The 19,126-nt window shown below is 70.3% G+C and carries 16 protein-coding genes; 7 read left to right on the top strand and 9 right to left on the bottom strand.

Going from position 1 to position 19,126, the window contains the following annotated elements:
* Nucleotides 1–10: 10 nt before the first annotated feature.
* The 5 genes from OHA21_RS47660 to OHA21_RS47640 all read right to left on the bottom strand — a co-directional run bounded on the left by OHA21_RS47660 (nt 11) and on the right by OHA21_RS47640 (nt 6,411).
* Nucleotides 11–2,203 (bottom strand): ABC transporter ATP-binding protein, encoded by a 2,193-nt coding sequence (locus OHA21_RS47660; protein WP_328466964.1) that lies wholly within the window; start codon nt 2,201–2,203, stop codon nt 11–13.
* 221 nt (nt 2,204–2,424) lie between these two features.
* Nucleotides 2,425–3,552 (bottom strand): glycosyltransferase family 4 protein, encoded by a 1,128-nt coding sequence (locus OHA21_RS47655; RefSeq protein WP_328466962.1) that lies wholly within the window; start codon nt 3,550–3,552, stop codon nt 2,425–2,427.
* Nucleotides 3,552–4,805: a M48 family metallopeptidase gene (locus OHA21_RS47650; protein WP_328466960.1), complete on the bottom strand. Its 1,254-nt coding sequence runs from the start codon at nt 4,803–4,805 to the stop codon at nt 3,552–3,554. Before OHA21_RS47650 ends, OHA21_RS47655 begins: the two co-directional genes overlap by 1 nt.
* 43 nt (nt 4,806–4,848) lie before the next feature.
* Entirely contained in the window at nt 4,849–5,070 is a 222-nt protein-coding gene (locus OHA21_RS47645) for a hypothetical protein (RefSeq protein WP_328466958.1), read from the bottom strand.
* Nucleotides 5,071–5,148: 78 nt separating this feature from the next.
* Entirely contained in the window at nt 5,149–6,411 is a 1,263-nt protein-coding gene (locus OHA21_RS47640; RefSeq protein ID WP_328478972.1) for an NYN domain-containing protein, read from the bottom strand.
* A gap of 214 nt (nt 6,412–6,625) precedes the next feature.
* Here OHA21_RS47640 and OHA21_RS47635 point away from each other — a divergent pair, with 214 nt between their 5' ends.
* The 5 genes from OHA21_RS47635 to OHA21_RS47615 all read left to right on the top strand — a co-directional run bounded on the left by OHA21_RS47635 (nt 6,626) and on the right by OHA21_RS47615 (nt 13,223).
* Nucleotides 6,626–8,425 (top strand): DEDD exonuclease domain-containing protein, encoded by a 1,800-nt coding sequence (locus OHA21_RS47635; RefSeq protein ID WP_328466956.1) that lies wholly within the window; start codon nt 6,626–6,628, stop codon nt 8,423–8,425.
* Nucleotides 8,426–8,574: 149 nt separating this feature from the next.
* On the top strand, nt 8,575–10,359 hold the full coding sequence (locus OHA21_RS47630; RefSeq protein ID WP_328466954.1) for a RelA/SpoT family protein: 1,785 nt from the start codon (nt 8,575–8,577) through the stop codon (nt 10,357–10,359).
* 83 nt (nt 10,360–10,442) lie between these two features.
* Complete coding sequence (locus OHA21_RS47625; RefSeq protein ID WP_328466952.1) at nt 10,443–11,012, top strand: NUDIX domain-containing protein; 570 nt, start codon at nt 10,443–10,445, stop codon at nt 11,010–11,012.
* The gene (locus OHA21_RS47620; protein WP_328466950.1) at nt 11,009–11,851 is read left to right on the top strand and encodes a sugar phosphate nucleotidyltransferase; all 843 of its coding nucleotides are present in this window, start codon (nt 11,009–11,011) and stop codon (nt 11,849–11,851) included. Before OHA21_RS47625 ends, OHA21_RS47620 begins: the two co-directional genes overlap by 4 nt.
* 1,084 nt (nt 11,852–12,935) lie before the next feature.
* A complete protein-coding gene (locus OHA21_RS47615; RefSeq protein WP_328466948.1) occupies nt 12,936–13,223 on the top strand; it encodes an Lrp/AsnC family transcriptional regulator in 288 nt (95 codons plus the stop codon).
* A gap of 117 nt (nt 13,224–13,340) precedes the next feature.
* Here the strand turns inward: OHA21_RS47615 and qcrB are convergent, their stop codons facing one another.
* The 4 genes from qcrB to ctaE are packed head-to-tail and all read right to left on the bottom strand — an operon-like array spanning nt 13,341 to nt 17,538.
* A complete protein-coding gene (gene qcrB / locus OHA21_RS47610; protein WP_328466946.1) occupies nt 13,341–14,948 on the bottom strand; it encodes a cytochrome bc1 complex cytochrome b subunit in 1,608 nt (535 codons plus the stop codon).
* The gene (gene qcrA, locus OHA21_RS47605) at nt 14,945–16,048 is read right to left on the bottom strand and encodes a cytochrome bc1 complex Rieske iron-sulfur subunit (RefSeq protein WP_328466944.1); all 1,104 of its coding nucleotides are present in this window, start codon (nt 16,046–16,048) and stop codon (nt 14,945–14,947) included. Before qcrA ends, qcrB begins: the two co-directional genes overlap by 4 nt.
* The gene (gene qcrC, locus OHA21_RS47600; protein ID WP_328466942.1) at nt 16,045–16,893 is read right to left on the bottom strand and encodes a cytochrome bc1 complex diheme cytochrome c subunit; all 849 of its coding nucleotides are present in this window, start codon (nt 16,891–16,893) and stop codon (nt 16,045–16,047) included. The genes qcrA and qcrC overlap by 4 nt, the downstream gene beginning before the upstream one ends.
* A gap of 48 nt (nt 16,894–16,941) precedes the next feature.
* Nucleotides 16,942–17,538 carry an aa3-type cytochrome oxidase subunit III gene (gene ctaE, locus OHA21_RS47595; protein ID WP_328466939.1) on the bottom strand — a complete coding sequence of 199 codons (597 nt, stop codon included), beginning with the start codon at nt 17,536–17,538 and terminating at the stop codon, nt 16,942–16,944.
* 109 nt (nt 17,539–17,647) lie between these two features.
* Between ctaE and OHA21_RS47590 the strand changes: the two genes are divergently transcribed.
* The gene (locus OHA21_RS47590) at nt 17,648–18,622 is read left to right on the top strand and encodes a cytochrome c oxidase assembly protein (RefSeq protein WP_442875029.1); all 975 of its coding nucleotides are present in this window, start codon (nt 17,648–17,650) and stop codon (nt 18,620–18,622) included.
* Between the two features lie 45 nt (nt 18,623–18,667).
* Nucleotides 18,668–19,111, top strand: a complete 444-nt coding sequence (locus OHA21_RS47585; protein ID WP_328466935.1) for a hypothetical protein — start codon at nt 18,668–18,670, stop codon at nt 19,109–19,111.
* The last annotated feature ends 15 nt before the right edge of the window (nt 19,112–19,126 follow it).

Raw genomic sequence — 19,126 nt, 5'->3', positions numbered from 1 at the left:
GACACGCGCCTCACGCGGACTGGTAGGCGCTGGCCTGCAATGTGAAGAGCTGCGCATAGAGCCCGTCCGCCGCCATCAGCTCCTCGTGATCACCCTCCTCCACCACCGAGCCGTGATCCAGCACGTAGATCCGGTCCGCTTCCCGGACGCTCGCCATCCGGTGGGTGATCAGAACGACGGTCCGGCCGGCGGCGAGATCACGTAACCGCTGGTAGACGTCATGCTCGGCACGGGCGTCGAGGTTCGCGGTCGGTTCGTCGCAGATCAGCAGCGGTGCGTCCCGATGGAACGCGCGGCTCACCGCGAGACGCTGCCACTGCCCACCGGACAGATCGGCGCCGTCGGTGAAATGCCGGGAGAGCAAGGTCTCGTACCGGCGGGGCAGCTCCATCACGAACTCGTGCGCGTCACCCGAGCGTGCCGACTGCTGCACCTCCTCCAGCGAGACCCGCCGGTCATGCCGGCCGATCACGATGTTGAGACGGGCGGAGAGCGGCCACCGCGTCGGCTCCTGCATCACCACCGCGACCCGGTCCCGCAGCGACTCCGGATGCAGCCGGGTCACGTCGACGCCGTCCCAGGTGACCGTTCCCTGCTGCGGCCGGTAGAGCCCGGCCAGCACCGCGGCCAGCGTGGACTTGCCGGAGCCGTTCTCACCGACCAGCGCGACGATCTGGCCGCGGCGCACCGTCAGGCTGACCCCGTCGACCGCCGGGCGCTCGGCATCCGGGTAACTGAACGTCACGTCGTCCAGCTTGATCTCGGTGAACCGCGCCGGGGCACTCCGGTCCGCCGGGGCTTCGGCACGCTGCCCCGACAGCTCGCAGAACCCCTGAAAGTCCGAGAAATAGAGGCCCTGCTCGTAGACCCGGTTCACCGAGAAGGCCAGCTCACGAAGTTTGCCGATGCCGATGTTGATCGCGTACGCCGCCGCGCCACCGGCCGCCAGTTCCATCCGGCCGGTCCAGAGCAGCCAGAGCAGCACCGCGTACGTGATGCCGGTGACCAGACCGCTGAGCGCCTGCCCGTACAGGTTGCCGCGCACCGACCGGGTCACCACCCGGATCTCCTCCACCGTGGAGATCCGCAACAGCCGGGCGACCTCGGCGAGCAGGAACCGCCGTACCGTGAATGCCCGCAACTCCCCAGCCGGCTCGCGCGCCGCCAAGAGGTAGGCGAGCATGCGCTGGCGCCGCCAGACCGCGATGAGCTTCAGCTGGCTGCGGTAGCCGAGCCGGGCCGCGCGCACCGCCGCCCATCCGGTGGGCAGCGCCGCCAGCACCAGCAACGGCAGCAGCACCGGGTGCAGCACGGCCAGCACACCGGCCACCGCGGCCAGACCGACCAGGTTCGTGAGCACCTCGATGCCGAAGTCGACCACCTGCTGCGCGGCGGGAATCCCCCGGTCCCGGGCGCGCTCCATGGCATCACGCCACTTCGGGTCGTCGAACGTCGCCAGATCCACGCGCGTGGTCAGATCGAGCAGGCGCATCTCCGCGGCCTCGTACACCATCGGGGAGAGGCGGCCGTGGGCCGCCGTCGCAGCCGACGTGAGCAGGCCACGCACCGCCAGAGCAACAACAAGAAGCACCAGCGACGGTACGGCGGCGCGCACTCGCTCCGGCGTCGGACCGGCCTGCAACAGCCCGTCGAACACACCCACCACACTGATCAGCCCGACCGCCGCCGCGACGCCGGCCGCCAGTTGCAGGACGAGCACCGCCGCAGTCGTACGCCGGCTGGCCCGCCAGGCGAGCAGCCATGCTTCCCGCAGCAGCCTCGGCAGCCGGCGAACCATCTGCAGGAAGGTGGTGTTGGCCGCTTCCTCGGTGCTGGTCAGCCAGTAGGGCAATTCCAGCTCGCCGTCATCCTCCGCCTCGAGCAGACTCTCCGCATCTGCCGCCGGCGCCTCGACCCGCTGCTCGTCCCCGGCCCGGCGACCGCTTCCGGATTCGCGCCCGCCCTCGATCCGGTTCCCGACGTCGACCTGGCGCCCAGCCTGCTGCCCAGGCTGGTGCCCGGCCTCGTGCTCGGCCCGCTGCCGGGCGTCGGCCTCGTGATCGGCCTGCTGCCGGGCGTCGGCCTCGTGATCGGCCTGCTGCCCGGCGTCGGCCTCATACTCGGCCTGCTGCCCGGCGACGACCTCGTGCTCGGCCGCGGACCGGCTCGGGTCAGGAGTGGAATCAGGCGTAGGGTCCGGCATTGGCGGCCTCCTCCCCGAGGGGTCCGTCAGCGGAGCTCCACGGGGCGCGGCAGGGCGCGCGACGCACGGACGGCACGCCACACGGGCGTGCCGGAAGCCCTGCTCCGTTCCTACGCCGCCAGCCCGGACCATGTCCACCAGCTTTCCGCCCATCGGCGTACTCATTCACGTCCCGGCAGAACGCAGCAAGCCGAGCCGAGCCAGGCCAGGCCCAGCCGCGATCAGGGTCCGTCGAGGAGGGCGGTGAGGCGAGCCGCCTGGGTCTCCCAGCGCCACTCGCTCTCCACCCAAGCGCGGCCGGCCTTGCCCATCTCCCGCGCGCGGGCCGGGTCAGCCAGCAGGTCAGCGACCCGCCCCGCGATGGCAGCAACATCCTTGCCGCCGACCACGTGGCCGGTCTCGCCCTCCCGGACCGCATCCGGGGCGCCGCCGGAGTCCCCGCCGATCACCGGGAGGCCGGTGGCCGAGGCCTCCAGGTAGACGATGCCGAGGCCTTCCACATCGAGCCCGGCCGCACGCGTGCGGCAGGGCATGGCGTAGACGTCGCCGGCCGCGTAGTGCTCGGGCAGCTCGGCCCACGGCACCGAGCCGGTGAACACCACGTCGGACTCGACGTCGTGTTCGCGGGCCAGTCTTTCCAGCGTCTTCCGGTACGGCCCGCCGCTGACCAGCAGCAACGCCGCGCCGGGCACCCGACGGCGGATCACCGGCATCGCCCGGATCAGCATGTCCTGACCTTTGCGGGGCACCAGCCGGGAGATGCAGACGACGACCGGCCGGCCGTCCAGGCCGTGCCGTTTGCGGACCGCGCTGCCGTCCACACCGGGATGGAACGTGTCCACGTCGACCCCGGGCGCCAGCCGGCGCAGGTCGGTCAGCCCGTGCAAGGCCCGATCGAGCCGGGTGCGCTGATACTCCCCCAGGTAGGTGATCACGTCGTTGCCGCGGGCGATGCGGCGCAGCAGTGAGCGGGCGCCGGGCAGCGCGGCCCAGCCGATCTCGTGCCCGTGGGTGATCCCGACGGCGCGCTCCACCCCCGCGTCGCGGCGCAGACCGTGAGCGAGCAGGCCGAGCGGCGCGGCCGCCCCGAACAGCACCGTGTCGCACTGGTGCGCGCGGGCGATCTCGGCGGCGCGGCGGGCGACGGCCGGGGTGGGCAGCAGCACCCCGGTGTCCTCGCGGACGACCTCGAACGGCTGCGCGGCGTCGAACTCTGCGGCGCCCCGCCATGTGGAGGCGTAGACCACGATCGACCCGGCGGGCTGGCGCACGGCGAGGTTGTGGACGAACTGCTGGATGCCACCGGGCCGGGGCGGAAAGTCGTTTGTGACGAGCAGGGTCCGCGCCATCAGCGGGTTCCCCGGGCGTAGGCACGGGCCGCGGCCATCCGCTGCACGGTGGACGGATGTGAGGCGAACATGGCGTGCTCCCAGTGCGGCGGGTCGGGGTCGGCGAGGTTGATGCTGCCGAGGCGGCGCTGCATCGCCTCGAAGGTCTCCGGGTCCCCGGTCAGCATGAGGGCGTGCTGATCGGCCCGGGCCTCGACGCGCCGCGACACGAACGCCTGGGCCGGGCCGGCCACCAGCCCGGCGACCGTGGTCACGGCCAGCAGCAGGCCGATCGCCCGTGGTTCGCTGATCGAATCCACCCCGGCCAGCCGGAGCAGCCAGCCCCACGAGCCGAGCAGGTAGAGGGTGATCACCGCCAGGGCCGCGCCGAGGGCGCCCATGATCGTGCCGGTCAGCACGTCGTTCTCCTTGGCGTGGCCCAGCTCGTGGGCGGTCACCGACACCACCTCGGCCGGGGTCGCCTCGGTCAGCATGGTGTCGTAGACGACGATCCGCCGGGTCGGGCCGAGGCCCGACACATACGCATTCACCGCCCGGGTACGCCGGGACGCGTCAGCAACCAGCACATCACGCACCGGAACGCCGTCCCGCTCGGCGAGCGCCAGCAACTCGGCCCGCAACGGGCCGTCGGGCATCGGGGTGAACCTGTTGAAGATCGGCTCGACCAGCACGGGCAGCACGAACGAGAGCAGCACCACCAGCCCGGCCGCCCCCGCCGCCCCGATCGCCCACCACCAGCGCGGAGCGAAATGGGTGACGGTGAAGAAGCCGGCCAGGGTGAGACCGCCGATCACCGCGCCCACCGCATACGACTTCAGCAGGTCGGCGCTCCAGCCGGACCACGTCTGGGTGGAGATCCCGTACCGGACCACGATGGTGTGCCGCCAGATCGCGAGCGGCAGGGTGACCAGCTCGGCCACCAGGACGACGACCAGCCCACCGAGCACCGCCCGGGCCAGCCAGTGGTCGCCGAACGGCCGGCCGGCCAGCTCGACCAGCCGGGCGCCGGCCGGGGTGAGACCTAGCGCGAGCGCCACGAGCAGGCCGAGCGCGAGGCCCAGGTAGTTGCCCGGGCGCAGCTCGCCGTGGAACGCCCGGCCCTTGGCCACCTGGTCAGCGGGCAGCTGGTCGAGGGCGGCGAGCTGGTCGGCGCGGGGCGCGGGCGCCCGCTGCCACGGCACGGCCAGTGCGGCGAAGACCGCCAGGACGGCGAGCAGCACGACGAAAGCACCGATCGCCCAACCCCGCGTCATCGACCACTCCCCTCACCCACCGACATAGTAGAGACGACGATGATCACGCCACGTCACGGCGGGCCGGGAACATCGGCACCACGACCGGTGGCTCGGGTGTCTCCAGCAGCTCCACCTCGAACCCGGCGAGCTCGAACGTCTCGATCGCCCGCAGCTCGGCGGGAGTCAGGTCGGCGATCCCGTCGGGCGTTTCGTTCAGCACACTGATCAGGCAACCGGTGCACTCGTCGGTGCGATCCACACACCGTCCGCAGTCGATGATCATTACCCCTCCTCCGGAGACGGTCACCATCGGTAACAGTCACGCTATGCGAGGGGTACGACAGTTTCGTGGCCGTCGAACCTAGGAGCGGCTGAGGCGGCGCAGCAACGAATCGGCTCCCATCGGATACGCCCCGTGCCGGCGAACCCCGTCGGCCACCTCACGGTCGGACGAGACCACCACGATCGGGCGACCGGGCGGCTCCGCCCGGACCAGCTGCCGGATCAGCTCGTCGGCAGTGGTGCCCTTGCGGGAGAAGAGCACCCGCACCCCGCGCGGCGCCGGCGGCAGGCCGTGCACCCGCTCGGCGCCGTCGAAGACCACCGTGACCTCGTCACCGGTCTGCGCCGCGATCCCGCCGAGCCCGGTGATCAGCCGCTTGCGCTGCTGCTCCAGGGACATGTCGGCGAAGCCGCGCTTGGTCACGTTGTACCCGTCGACGACCAGGTGGGCCCGGGGCAGAGCGAGCAGCTGGTCGAGGCGGCCGGGGTCGTCGGTGTCCTGCGCCCGGGCCTGGGAGCGCTCCGGCGCGCCGGGCCGCTCGGCGGACGCGTCGGCCACGAAGTCGGCAGGCAGCTTGTCGGCCGGCCCGAGAGCCAGCTCCCGCCGCAGACCGGTGGCGGCCTGGCCGATGGTTTCGAGCAGCAGCCAGAGACGGGCGTCGTCGACCGCCCGGGCGTCCTTGGCCGACTGTTTGCCGGTGGCCGCGGCCGCTTCCGCGTCGGACAGGCGGCCGCGCAGTCGCCGTACCTCCGCCTCATGGTCGAGGGCGGCACGCGCCGCCCTCCCTTTCTCCGTGGCCAGCAGGTCGCTGGCCCGCTTCTGCGCGGCCTGCGCCTCGCGGAGCGCCTTCGCGGTCGTCCGGGCCTCCTCGCGCAACTGGCCGAGCTCCTCGCGGACCCGGGCGAGCTCGTCGCGGAGCTTGTCGGCCTCGACCCGGGCCACCGCCCGGTCGTGTTCGGCGCGGGCGGCACGCTGCTCGGCGGCCCGGATCTGCCCGGCCACCGCGGCGGTGTCGGCCTCGGCCCGGACCGCGTCGCCGGCCGCGTCGATGAGCTCCCGCCAGCCGTCCGGCCGCGCCAGGTAGGCCAGCGCCGCGACCTCGACCGGGTCGGCGGCCGCCGGGGCGACACCGCTGGTCACCGCTGTGCCGAGATCACCCGCTTCGGTGACGATCCGGGACCCGATGCGCTGCCGGAACAGCGGGTCGGCGACCAACTGGGCGGCGATGTCCCGGCCACCGAGCCGGGCCCGACGATTCGGTGCGAACCGGGCGACCCGGCGCAACGGGACCGGGATCTCGTCGGCCGGCAGACCGGGCAGCGCGGCGGCAGCCAGCGTCATGATCCGCTGGCGGACGGTTTCGGGAAGGACCGGCTCGGGCGTGAAGTCGGCATCCGCGAGCGCCGCCTCCTCAACGGGGCGGTCATCGGGGCTCAGCGGCGCGGACACCTACCCATTCTCACACCGGGCACGACCGAATAGCTTGCTGAGGCAAGTGATCTTTTCTCGGCCCGGCGCGAGTTTCTGTCGTACCCCCTCTCTAATGTTCCCGCTCGTGACGCATCCGGCCTACGTGCAGGGCACTCTGGACACGCTGCTGACCGCTGACGGGTCGGTGGATCCCGCGGCGCTGTCCCTCGCGGACAGCACGTTCGTGGTGCTCGACCTGGAGACCACCGGCGGCGCGCCGGACGGCGCCGGCATCACCGAGATCGGCGCGGTCAAGGTGCGCGGGGGCGAGCGGCTCGGCGAGTTCGCCACCCTGGTCAACCCCGGTGCGCCGCTGCCACCGTTCATCACCGTGCTGACCGGCATCACCGAGGCGATGCTGCGGCCCGCCCCACCGATCGAGACGGTGCTGCCTGCGCTGCTGGAGTTCCTGCGCGGCGCCGTGCTGGTCGCCCACAACGCGCCCTACGACGTCGGGTTCCTCAAGGCCGCCTGCGCCCGGCACGGCTATCCCTGGCCGCAGATCCGGGTGCTGGACACCGCGGCGCTGGCCCGCCGGGCGCTGACCCGCGACGAGGTGCCCAATCGCAAGCTGGGCACGCTGGCGCACTTCTTCCGGTCCACGGTCACGCCGACCCACCGGGCGCTCGACGACGCCAAGGCCACCGTCGACGTGCTGCACGGCCTGATCGAGCGGCTGGGCAGCTTCCGGGTGCACACGCTGGGTGACGCGATCGAGTTCGCCAAGGCGGTCACCCCGGCACAGCGCCGCCAGCGCCACCTGGCCGACGGCCTGCCACACGTGCCCGGGGTCTACCTGTTCCGCGCCGCCGACGACCGGCCGCTCTACGTCGGCACGTCGAAGGACATCGCCACCCGCGTCCGCAGCTATTTCACCGCCGGCGAGAAACGCGCGCGGATCTCCGAGATGCTCACCGCCGCGGTCCGGGTGGAGGCGGTGGAGTGTGCCCATTCGCTGGAGGCCGAGGTCCGCGAGTTGCGGCTGATCGCGGCGCATGCCCCGCCTTACAACCGGCGGTCGAAATATCCCGAGCGGGTGGTCTGGCTGAAACTGACCGCGGAGGCGTATCCGCGGTTGTCCGTGGTGCGCCGGTTCGCCGACGACGGCGCGACGTATCTCGGTCCGTTCTCCTCCCGGCGGACGGCCGAGTTGGCTGCCGCCGGCGTCTACGACGCCGTTCCGCTGCGGCAGTGCAACCACAAGCTCTCGCTGCGCTCGAAGACGCCGGCCTGCGCGCTGGCCGAGCTGGGCCGGTGCCCGGCGCCCTGCGAGCACGAGATCACCCCCGAGGAGTACGACGTACGCGCCGCCCTGCCCTTCCGGACGGCCACCACGAGCGACCCGGGTCCGGTCATCGCCGCGATCCTGGCCCGCATCGAGACGCTCTCCGACAGGCAGCGTTACGAGGAGGCGGCGGTCGTCCGCTCCCGCCTGATCGCCCTGCTCCGCGCGCTGATCCGGATGCAGCGGCTGGACGCGCTGACCCGCCTGAGCGAGATCGTCGCCGCCCGCCGCGACGACAAGGGCGGCTGGGAGATCATCGTGGTCCGGCACGGCCGGCTGGCCGCCGCGGCGACCTCCCCACCGCGTGAGCATCCCCGCCCAACCCTGGACGCCGCCCGGCTGACCGCCGAGACGGTCCTTCCCGGAGCGGGGCCGGTGCCCGCCGCGACAGCCGAGGAGACCGAGCGGATCCTGGCGTGGCTCGAGCGGCCGGACACCCGCTTGGTGGAAACTGTCGGCGACTGGGTGTCACCGGTTCGTGGCGCGGCGCGCTTCTCCGGCCTCCTCAGCAGGGCGGAGTCCGCCGCACTGGACCAAGACTCGACCGTTCGCCTATCGGTAACTGACCGTTCGTATGACGCTCGCTCGCTTAGGCTGTAAGGCACGCGCGGCGCTCGCGGTGATTCACCTCATTTGGTGGCTTGATGCCTTTGGCGAATAGGCCCCTCAGGTGCTTCGCTTGCGAGGAGAACGCGGGGGCGACTCCACTCCTCGGATGAGGTGTGGACGATCGGTGAGGGGGTGTCCGGGTGGACGTCGACGCCGGCCACGGCGCCGCTCTCGGTCGTGCGCTGCCGACCCCATCCCGAGACATGACCTTCACCCGCCGGTTGCGGTCGTTGCTCAACTTTCAGAACAATGACGACGACCCGGTCGCCACGCTGACGCGGACGCACCGCAGCATCCATCCCTCCGCCGACGTGGCCGTGGTCCGCCGCAGCTATGCGATCGCCGAGAGCATGCACCGCGGGCAGTTCCGCAAGTCCGGCGATCCGTACATCACGCATCCCCTGGCCGTCGCCCAGATCTGCGCCGAGCTCGGCATGGACACCACGACCATCGTGGCCGCTCTGCTGCACGACACGGTCGAGGACACCAGCTACACGCTGGAGGCGCTGCACGGCGACTTCGGGCCCGAGGTGACCCACCTCGTCGACGGGGTGACCAAGTTCGACAAGGCGTATTACGGGAAGGCCGCCGAGGGCGAGACGATCCGCAAGATGATCGTCGCCGCCGGCAAGGACGTCCGGGTTCTCGTGATCAAGCTGGCCGACCGGCTGCACAACATGCGCACGCTCGACGCGCGTTCGCCGGCGAGTCGGGCCCGGATCGCCACCGCCACGCTCGACGTGCTCGTCCCGCTCTGCGACCGGCTCGGCATCCAGGCCCTGAAGCGTGACCTCGACGACGTGGTGCTCTTCCACCTCGAGCCCGATGCCTATGCGCGGATCGAGGAGCACGTCAAGAACCGCCCCGGGTGGAATGAGTATCTGGCCGACGTCTCCGCCAAGGCGCGGACGGCGTTGCGCCGTTCCCGGGTGGACGCCGCGGTGACCCCGCGCCCCCGGCACTACTACTCGATCTGGAAAGACACCGTCGCCGGCGGCCACAACGTGCCGCTCGACCTGCCGCGCATCGCCGTCGTGGTGGACGGCCCGGACACCGACTGTTACGCGGCGCTCGGCGCGATCCACGGCCGGTGGCGCCCGGTGGCCGGCCGGTTCAAGGACTTCATCGCCTCGCCGAAGAACAACCTCTACCGCTCTCTGCACACCACGGTGCTGGGGCCGGAGGGGCGGCTGGTCGAAGTGCTGATCCGCACCGAGACGATGCACCGCTACTCGGAGTACGGCGTTGCCACGAGCTATCGATATCCCAAGGTGGCCGACGAGCCACCGGGCGCCGACCAGCTCACCTGGCTGAAACGGGTTCTCGACTGGCAGCAGGACGCCACGGACGCGGGCCAGTTCCTCGACTCGCTGCGATGTGACCTCGCCGAGGGCCAGATCACCGTTTTCGCCCACGGAAATGCGTACGAGTTACCCAGCGGCTGCACCCCGGTCGATTTGGCGTACGAATTGGGCCCTCAACAGGGTGACCAGTGCCTCGCCGCCACGATCAACGGACGTCTCGCCCCGCTCAGCTCGCCGTTGCGCGACGGCGACGTCGTGGAGATCTTCTCCGAGACCGACGGCCACGTCGAGGTCGAGCCCAATGCTCCCCGCGGGCCCCGCAAGGAATGGCTCGGGTTCGTCAAGTCGAGCCAGGCGCAGATGCAGATCAACCGGTATTTCGATGAGAAGAACGAGCCGGGCATCAGCATCGCCGACAAGGTCCGGCTCGGGCGCGCCACCATCGGTCTCTGTCTCCGCAAGCACGACCGCGGCCTGGCCAGCGAGGTCCCGTTGCGCCGCCTCGCCGAGGAACTCGGCTACCCCGACCTGGAAACCCTGCTCGTGGCCGTCTGCGAGCGCAACCTCGAGCCGGATGCCGTGGTCGAGCAGCTCATCGCCCTCGTCGACCACCCCGACTAACCCTTGAGACCCTCGCCCTGGTCGCCCGCCGCCCGGGTGGGCTGTGCGGCGTCAAGCCGCCCGGCCACGTTAGCCTTACCGGCGTGAACATTCCTCGGCAGTTTCGCGGCCTCGCCTATCAGGCCTTCTACGGGCTGCCGCTGCCGGTGCGCCGCCAGCTGGCCCGGATGATCTCCCCGAAGTACCTGGTCGGCGCGGTCACGATCATCCGCGATGCCGAAGCCGCGGCGCCGGGCCGCATCCTGCTGCTGCGCCAGCCGCCGGGACGCGGCTGGGGCCTTCCGGCCGGCCTGCTCAAGCGCCGCGAGCTGCCCGCGGTCGGTGCGGCACGCGAGCTTTTCGAAGAAGCGGGGGTACGCGTGGAGCCCGGCGATCTGACCCCCGGCAACCCGAACGCGATCATCCATCCGAACGGCGGCGTAGTCGACACGATCTGGTTCGGCTCGGTGCCCGCGTCCAGCACTCCCTTGGTCGTCGACGGCGGTGAGGTTCTGGAGGCCGCCTGGTTCCCAATCGACGACCTGCCCGCGCTGACCTTCCCGACCGAGCGGCTGCTCGGCATCTACGGTCTGGGCCCACGCGCCGGGGAACTTCCCCCGTCGGTCACGGCCGGCGGCACGGCCCCGGGCACCACCGCCGAGGGCCCGCGGTGATCCCGGTCTGCGGTGTGGTGCTGGCCGCAGGGGAAGGGCAGCGGCTGCGACCGCTCACCGAGTCGGTGCCGAAGGCTCTCTGCCCGGTCGGCAACCTCCCGCTGCTCGACCACGCGCTGCGCCGGCTGGCCGGAGTCGGGCTCAGCGGTCCGGAGCAGGTGGCGGTGAACGCGGCCTACCTTGCCGAACAGGTTGTCGCGCACGTCGGTGACCGCGCCCACCTCTCGGTCGAGCCGGACGGGCCGCTGGGGACGTCCGGCGGCGTCGGCCGGATGAAAGACTGGATCGGCGGGCGGGGCGCTCTGGTCGGCAACGCGGACGCCTACCTGACGGATCCGGCGCGCGAGCCCGGCAAGGACATCGCCGCGCTGCTGGACGGCTGGTCCGGCGAGACGGTACGGATGCTCACCATGCCCTGCCGCCCTGGTGAGGACGGCGGTTTCAGCGGCCACCGGTTCGCGGGTTTCTCCTTGATGCCGTGGCGCTACCTGCGGGATCTGACCGACGAGGACAGCAACCTGGTCCGCACCGTGTGGCGTCCCGCGGAGGCGGCGGGCGAGCTCGAGCTGATCGGCTATCAGGGCTTCTACCTGGACACCGGCACCCCCGGCGACTACATGGCCGCCAACCTGCACGCCGCCGCCGGCACAAACCTGATCGACCCGTCCGCCGCCGTAACCGGCCCGGTCACCGAGTCAGTGGTGGGCGCGGGCGCAAAGGTCGCCGGCACAGTCACCCGATGCGTCATCTTGCCCGGCGCCGTCGTGGCTCCAGGCGAGTCCCTGACCGCCGCGATCCGCGCCACCAACGGCCTGACCGTCACCACCACCCCCAGCTGACCACCAGCGCCGTTTCGCGCCGCGAAGCAGCACCCACCGTCAGCCCGGCCAACCAGCTGACCACCAGCGCCGTTTCGCGCCGCGAAGCAGCACCCACCGTCAGCCCGGCCAACCAGCTGACCACCAACGCTGCTTCGCACGCCACGAAACAGCACCCACCGTCAGCCCGGCCAACCAGCTGACCACCAGCGCTGCTTCGCACGCCACGAAACAGCACCCACCGTCAGCCCGGCCAACCAGCTGACCAGCAACGCTGCTTCGCACGCCACGAAACAGCACCCACCGTCAGCCCGGCCAACCAGCTGACCACCAACGCTGCTTCGCGCGCCGCGAAACAGCACCCACCGTCAGCCCGGCCAACCAGCTGACCACCAACGCTGCTTCGCGCGCCGCGAAACAGCACCCACCGTCAGCCCGGCCAACCAGCTGACCACCAACGCTGCTTCACGCGCCGCGAACAGCACCCACCGTCAGCCCGGCCAACCAGCTGACCAGCAACGCTGCTTCACGCGCCGCGAAACAGCACCCACCGTCAGCCCGGCCAACCAGCTGACCAGCAACGCTGCTTCACGCGCCGCGAAACAGCACCCACCGTCAGCCCGGCCAACCAGCTGACCAGCAACGCTGCTTCACGCGCCGCGAAACAGCACCCACCGTCAGCTGAGGAGGGGCGGGGGAAGCGGCGCTCGCGGTTGGGCGCGAAGGAGGCGGGAAGCGGCGCTCGCGGTTGGCTGGGGAGCGGGGGGAAGCGGCGCTCGCGATTGGGCGCGAAGGAGGCGGGAAGGCGGCGCTCGCGGTTGGCTGGGGAGCGGGCGGAAGCGGCGCTCGCGGGATTGGCTAGGGAGGTACCGGGCGGCGCCGAGCAGGACGGTGAGCGGGCGGAAAGCGGCGCTCGCGGGTGGCTGCGAGACGGCGCTCGCGGGTGGCTGCGAGACGGCGCTCGCGGGTGGCTGGGAGTGGGCGGGGAGGCGGCGCTTGCGGTGGGCTGGGGGCGGCTGTGGTGGTGGCCGTGGAATGGGGTGGGTGGCGCGGATAGCATGGTCCGCGACCCCAAGTTCCGCCCTCACAGCCGAGGAGCACGCTGGTGAACACCGCGATCGTCCACATCGACTGCGCCACTGATTCGATTCCTGAGGTCGCCGAGGCGCTTGCGGCCCTGGACGGGGTCAGCGAGGTCTATTCGGTGGCCGGCAACGTCGACCTGATCGCCATCGTGCGGGTGGCGAAGTTCGACGACATCGCCGAGGTCATCGCGGGGCGGATCTCCAAGACGCCGGGGGTCATCAACACCGAGTCGCACATCGCGTTCCGGGCCTATTCCAAGCACGACCTGGAGGACGCGTTCGCGATCGGTCTGCCGGACGCCGACTGAAGCTTCAGCCCGGCGGTCGCGCTGCGGCCTTGAGCGGCTGCTGCCTCGCGGCTCTGTCGTACAAGAAAAGAAAGAAAGCCCGCCGCAATGCTGCGGCGGGCTTTCCTGTGACCGTGCTCAGCGCCCGGACTTGATCTCCTCGCGCTTCTCGGCGGTGACCGCCGGCGAGACCGGGATCTCGGCCGGCTTCTCGACCGGGAAGAAGAAACCCTTGACCGCGGGCGCGAGGGCACCGAGGCGGTTCATCTTCTTCGGTACGACCCAGCCGGCGTACTCGAGCGGGATCGGGTGGCCGTGGTCGTCGACCGGGCCGAGCGGCTGGTGGACCTCGACGAACTGCCCGTTCGGCAGCCGCTTGATGATGCCGGTCTCCACACCGTGCGCCAGCACCTGGCGGTCGTGCTGCTGCAGACCGAGGCAGATCCGGACGGAGATGTAGTAGGCCAGCGGCGGCAGGATCAGCAGGCCGATCCGGCCGGCCCAGGTCATCGCGTTGAGGCTGATGTGGAACTTGTCGGCGATGACGTCGTTGCCGCCGGAGATGGTGGCGATGAAGAAGAACGTGAACGCCATCATGCCGATGCCGACCCGCTCCGGGTTGTCTCGGGGGCGTTCCAGCAGGTGGTGGGTGCGCTTGTCCTTCAGCTTGCGGGCTTCCAGCCATGGGTACGCCATCGGCAGCGTGAACAGCGCGCCGAGACCCACCACGGCCGGCCAGAACATCGGCGGGATGCTGTAGCCGTTGCCGATCGGGATGTAGATCTGCCAGTTCGGCATGAGCCGGACCAGGCCGTCCATGAACATGACATAGAAGTCCGGCTGGCTCGCCGAGGAGACCTCGGCCGCCCGGTACGGCCCGAAGAGCCAGATCGGGTTGATCTGGAACATGCCGGCCATCAGGGCGATGACCCCGAAGACGGCCATGAAGAAGCCGCCCTGCTTCATCGCGTAGCGCGGGAACATCCGCTCGCCGACCACGTTCTCGTTGGTCCGCAGCGGGCCGGGCCACTGGGTGTGCTTCTGCTTGAAGACGATGCCCAGGTGCGCGGCGATCAGGGCGAGCAGCAGGCCCGGGATCAGCAGCACGTGCGCGATGTAGAACCGGCCGATGATCAGCTCGCCGGGGAACTCGCCGCCGAAGATCGAGGCGGACAGCCAGGTGCCGATGACCGGCAGGGTCAGCATGATCGCCGAGGCGATGCGGAGACCGGTGCCGGAGAGGCCGTCGTCGGGGAGCGAGTAACCGGTGAAGCCGGCGAAGAAGCCGAGCAGGAAGAGCACGATGCCGATGACCCAGTTGATCTCACGCGGCTTGCGGAACGCGCCGGTGAAGAAGATGCGGGCCATGTGCACGATGATCGACGCCATGAACAGCAGCGCCGCCCAGTGGTGCATCTGCCGCATGAAGAGGCCGCCACGGACCTCGAACGACAGGTGCAGAGACGACTCGTACGCCGCGGACATCCAGGTGCCGCGCAGTGCGAGGTAGGAACCGTCGTACTGCACCTCCTTCATCGACGGGTCGAAGAAGAGGGTGAGGAACACACCGGTGAGCAGCAGGACGATGAACGAGAACAGGGCGATTTCGCCGAGCAGGAACGACCAGTGGTCCGGGAAGACCTTGTTCAGCAGGCCGCGCAGCGGGGTGGCGGCCTGGAACCGGTCGTCGGCCCCCTTGGCGAAATTCTTGGGGGCCTCAGCGAGGTCCAGCTTTCGGCGCTTCACGGCCGCTCCCAGAAGTCAGGTCCGACGGTGTCGCGGAAGTCGGACGCTGCCACAAAGAAACCTTCCTCGTCCACTGTAAGCGGCAGCATCGGCAGACGCCGAGTCGCGGGCCCGAAGACCGGCTGCGCATTGTCGAGGATGAGGAACTGCGACTGGTGGCACGGGCAGAGCAGACGGTTGGTCTGCTGCTCGTAGAGGCTGGCCGGGCAACCGGCGTGCGTGCAGATCTTGGAGTACGCGACGTAGTCGCCCCACATCGAACCCTTGTTGCGCGGGTCGGCGTCGGCGTTCGCCCGGGTGACCGCAGCGTCGTCGGAGCGCAGGTGGATCAGCAGCGTCGGGGAGTCGGCGTGGATGTTGGTGGCGCCGTGCGGAACGCCCGGGAACACCGTCATCTGACCACCGGTGCTCACGTCGTCGGGCCGGATCGGGCTGCCGTCCTCACGGGTCAGCCGGACCAGCTCGCCGCCGTTGGTGCCGGGATTCCAGGCGGTGTTGTACATCATCGGGAACTCGCCCTTGTGCGGGTCCTCGATGAGGCCACCGACCAGCGGCGCGGCGACGGCCAGACCGAGCGGCGCCATGCCCAGCGCGATCGCGCCCTTGAGCAGCGGCCGGCGCTGCACGCCGAGCTCGTCAGCCACGTAGATCATGGTCTGACCGGTGATCAGCCGCTCCTCGTCGGAGGACGGGTCACCGTGCCGCTGCTGGATCGAGAGCTCGTGCGGCAGCAGCTTCTTGGCCCAGGCGAGGATCGCGAAGCCGAGCGTGAGCAGGCCGATGCCGAGCGACACACCGAGCAACGGGGTGTAGTAGTCGCTCAGCGAGTGGCCGAGCTCGAACTCCCACGGCCACCAGATGTAGAAGCCCAGGAAGGCCAGCGTGGCGGCCCCGGAGATCAGGAACAGCAGGGCGATGTTGCGGACGACCCGCTTCTCCGCCTTGGAGTTCTGCCCGTGGAACTGCGACTCGTACGTGACGATCTCGATGTCGTCGCGCCGCAGGCCTTCCTTGACGATGTCGAATCGTGTCAGGTGCGGGTCGTTCACGTCGACCGGCTCGGCGCCGGCCTCGCCCGCGTGGTGGTGCACAGCCGTCATGACTTCCCCGCAATCCAGAGCGACGTGAAGACGAGGATCGTGATGCCCACCAGGAAGATGGCCACACCCTCGGTCGACGGGCCGTACCGGCCCAGGTTGAACAGGCCGCCCGGGTCCTTGTCCTCCTGGAGCTGGGTCTCGATGTAGGTGATGATCTGGCGCTTCTGCTCCGGCGTCAGCTGGTTGTCGCCGAAGACCGGCATGTTCTGCGGGCCGCTCAGCATGGCCGCGTAGATCTCCCGGGCGGTCGGGTCGTGCAGCGCCGGGGCGAACTTGCCGGACGACAGGGCGCCGCCACCGCCACCGAAGCCGTGGCAGGAGGTGCAGTTGACCCGGAACAGCTCGCCACCACGGGCCAGCGCGTCGGGGTCTTCCTCGAGGTCGACGGTGAGCGGACCGTCCGGAATCTCCGGACCGCCACCGATCTCCTGCACATACTGCGCGAGCTGCCGGGTCTGGTCGTCGTTGAACTGCGGCGCCTTCTCCTCCGCCTGGGCCTCCTGGCGGGTCATCGGCATGCGGCCGGTGCTCACCTGGAACTCGACGGAGGCGGCGCCGACGCCGATCAGGCTGGGGCCGCGGTCCTCGACACCCTGGCCACCCGTGCCGTGGCAGGAGATGCAGCTGTTGTCGAAGAGCGCCTTGCCCTCCTGCGCGGCCGCGGAGAGTTGCACGTCCTCGTCGGCGAAGGCGCCCGGCGTGAAGGCGGTGTAGACGCCTCCGGCCAGAGCAAGCGCCGCGAGCATGCGGACCGCGGCGCCGAGCCGGCGGCGTGTCCGGCTGGGCGCGGAGCGTCGCCGGGAGAACACCCGGGCACGCCTGCGGGCGGGGGTGTCAGAAGTCATGGGTTATGTCCCTCTGGTTTCTTGTTGCGATCCTCGCCGTTGGCGCGCTTACTGAAGCCAATAGATCATGGCGAACAGGGCGATCCAGACCACGTCCACGAAGTGCCAGTAGTAGGACACGACGATCGCCGATGTCGCCTGGGCGGGCGTGAACCTGCCCATGGTCGTTCGGATCATGTAGATGATGAAGGCGATCAGGCCGCCGGTCACGTGCAGACCGTGGAACCCGGTCGTCAGGTAGAACATGGAGCCGTACCCGTCGCCGTTGATCTTGACGCCGTGGTGGACCAGCTCGCGGTACTCGTTCACCTGGCCCAGCACGAAGATCAGGCCCATCACGAAGGTGATCGCGAACCAGCGCCGCAGCGCGAACACGTCACCCTTCTCCGCGGCGAAGACACCCAGCTGGCAGGTCACCGACGAGAGAACCAGGATCACCGTGAAGGTGGTGGCGTACGGAATGTTCAGTGCCTCGGTGTGCTTCTCCCACTGCTCGGGCGCTGCCGCCCGGATGGAGAAGTACATGGCGAACAATGCCGCGAAGAACATGAGCTCGCTGGAGAGCCACACGATGGTCCCGACGCTGACCATGTTCGGTCGGGTCAGCGAGTGGATCCGGCTCTTGTCGATGGCTGCCGCTGTCACGGCCTCATTATTCATCCGAACCAGGCCCAAGGTCCCCCGGGGTCCCCAATCCGGCACTGTGACCGCCCCGGAATATTCTGTGACCAGCTGGTAGGCCTAGCCTCGAGTGGTGCGACCTACCGAATTGCCCACACTGGCGGCCTCTGGCGGGGATACTGGACTTCCGCCGTTCACCCCGGCGGCGATCTTCACCGAGTTCCATGTGGTGAGCCTGATCGCGCTGGGGTTGCTGGTCTCGGCAGCGCTGTATCTGTACGGCGTGCACCGTCTGCAGCGGCGTGGCGACCACTGGCCTCCGGGCCGGACCGTGGCGTTCGTCGCGGGTGGACTCGGCTCCATCGCGGCGGTGACGGTCACCGGCATCGAGCGGTACGACACCACCCTCATCTCGGTGCACATGGTCCAGCACATGGTGCTCTCGATGATCGGCCCGATCTTCCTGGCCCTCGGCGCACCGACCACTCTGGCCCTGCGCGTCCTGCAGCCGGCCCCGCGCAAGGTCCTGCTCGCCGTCCTGCACAGCCGGTACGTCCGGGTGCTGACGTTTCCGCTGGTCGCGTTCGCCATCTTCGTGGCGAACCCGTTCGTCCTCTACTTCACGGACCTGTACCGGCAGACCCTCGAGCACGTCTGGCTGCACGAGTTCATCCACTTCCACTTCATCGTCACCGGATGCCTCTTCTTCTGGCCGCTGCTGGGCCTCGACCCGCTGCCGAACCGCTGGCCGTACCCGGGACGCGCGCTGCTGATGGTGCTCTCCGTGCCGTTCCACACGGTCCTCGGCCTGACGATCATGCAGCAGGAGCAGCTGCTCGGCGGTGATTGGTACCCGAACCTCGGCTTGAGCTGGCTGGATCCGGCGGCGGACCAGGTCACCGCGGGCGGCATCCTGTGGGCCGGCGGCGAGATCGTCAGCGTCACGATGCTGGGCATCCTGGTGGTGCAGTGGGTGCGCCAGTCCGAGCGGGAGGCCAAGCGGATCGACCGGGCCCTGGACCGGCAGGAGGCCGAGGCCGCGGCGGCCGCCGCGGCCAAGATCACAAGCCCCGGGGAGGCCGCGCGCCCGGGCCCCGACGCCGGATAACGGATTCGGTACGATCCTCAGGACCTACGACGTGAGGCGGCACACATGAGCGACGCGGCGACGCCGACCCAGTACACCGTTCTGCTCTACAGCGACGACGCCGCCGTGCGAGACCGGATCCGGCTCGCCATCGGCCCGCGTCCCGCTGCTGATCTCAAGGTCGAGTTCGCCGACGCCGCCTCCTGGGAGGACTGCCGCCGGCTGCTCGACGAGTACGAGATCGACCTGATGGTCCTCGACGGCGAGGCCACCCCGGCCGGGGGTCTCGGTCTCGCCCGCCAGGCCAAGGACGAGTATCTGACCCCACCGCCCACCTGCGTGGTCATCGCCCGTGCCGCCGACCGCTGGCTGGCGGCGTACGCCCAGGTCGACGCCACCCTGCTGGCCCCGCTGGACCCGGTGACCACCGGCCAGACCGTGGCCGGCCTGCTGCGCGCGCGCCGGGCCGGCGCCATCCCGCTGGGCACCCAGGGCACCCCCGCCCGCTGACCCCCTTTCGACGAG

The organism is Actinoplanes sp. NBC_00393 (assembly GCF_036053395.1).
Lineage (GTDB): Bacteria > Actinomycetota > Actinomycetes > Mycobacteriales > Micromonosporaceae > Actinoplanes.
Note: the sequence above shows the minus strand (reverse complement) of the source record. Positions and strands in the feature narration are given on the sequence as shown.

What these genes read in the sequence shown, in the direction of transcription:
- qcrC (WP_328466942.1), bottom strand. Translation starts at nt 16,893, where the DNA reads ATGACTTCTGACACCCCCGCCCGCAGGCGTGCCCGGGTGTTCTCCCGG.
- OHA21_RS47640 (WP_328478972.1), bottom strand. Translation starts at nt 6,411, where the DNA reads ATGACGCTGGCTGCCGCCGCGCTGCCCGGTCTGCCGGCCGACGAGATC.
- OHA21_RS47660 (WP_328466964.1), bottom strand. Translation starts at nt 2,203, where the DNA reads ATGCCGGACCCTACGCCTGATTCCACTCCTGACCCGAGCCGGTCCGCG.
- qcrA (WP_328466944.1), bottom strand. Translation starts at nt 16,048, where the DNA reads ATGACGGCTGTGCACCACCACGCGGGCGAGGCCGGCGCCGAGCCGGTC.
- OHA21_RS47650 (WP_328466960.1), bottom strand. Translation starts at nt 4,805, where the DNA reads ATGACGCGGGGTTGGGCGATCGGTGCTTTCGTCGTGCTGCTCGCCGTC.
- OHA21_RS47585 (WP_328466935.1), top strand. Translation starts at nt 18,668, where the DNA reads ATGAGCGACGCGGCGACGCCGACCCAGTACACCGTTCTGCTCTACAGC.
- OHA21_RS47655 (WP_328466962.1), bottom strand. Translation starts at nt 3,552, where the DNA reads ATGGCGCGGACCCTGCTCGTCACAAACGACTTTCCGCCCCGGCCCGGT.
- OHA21_RS47645 (WP_328466958.1), bottom strand. Translation starts at nt 5,070, where the DNA reads ATGATCATCGACTGCGGACGGTGTGTGGATCGCACCGACGAGTGCACC.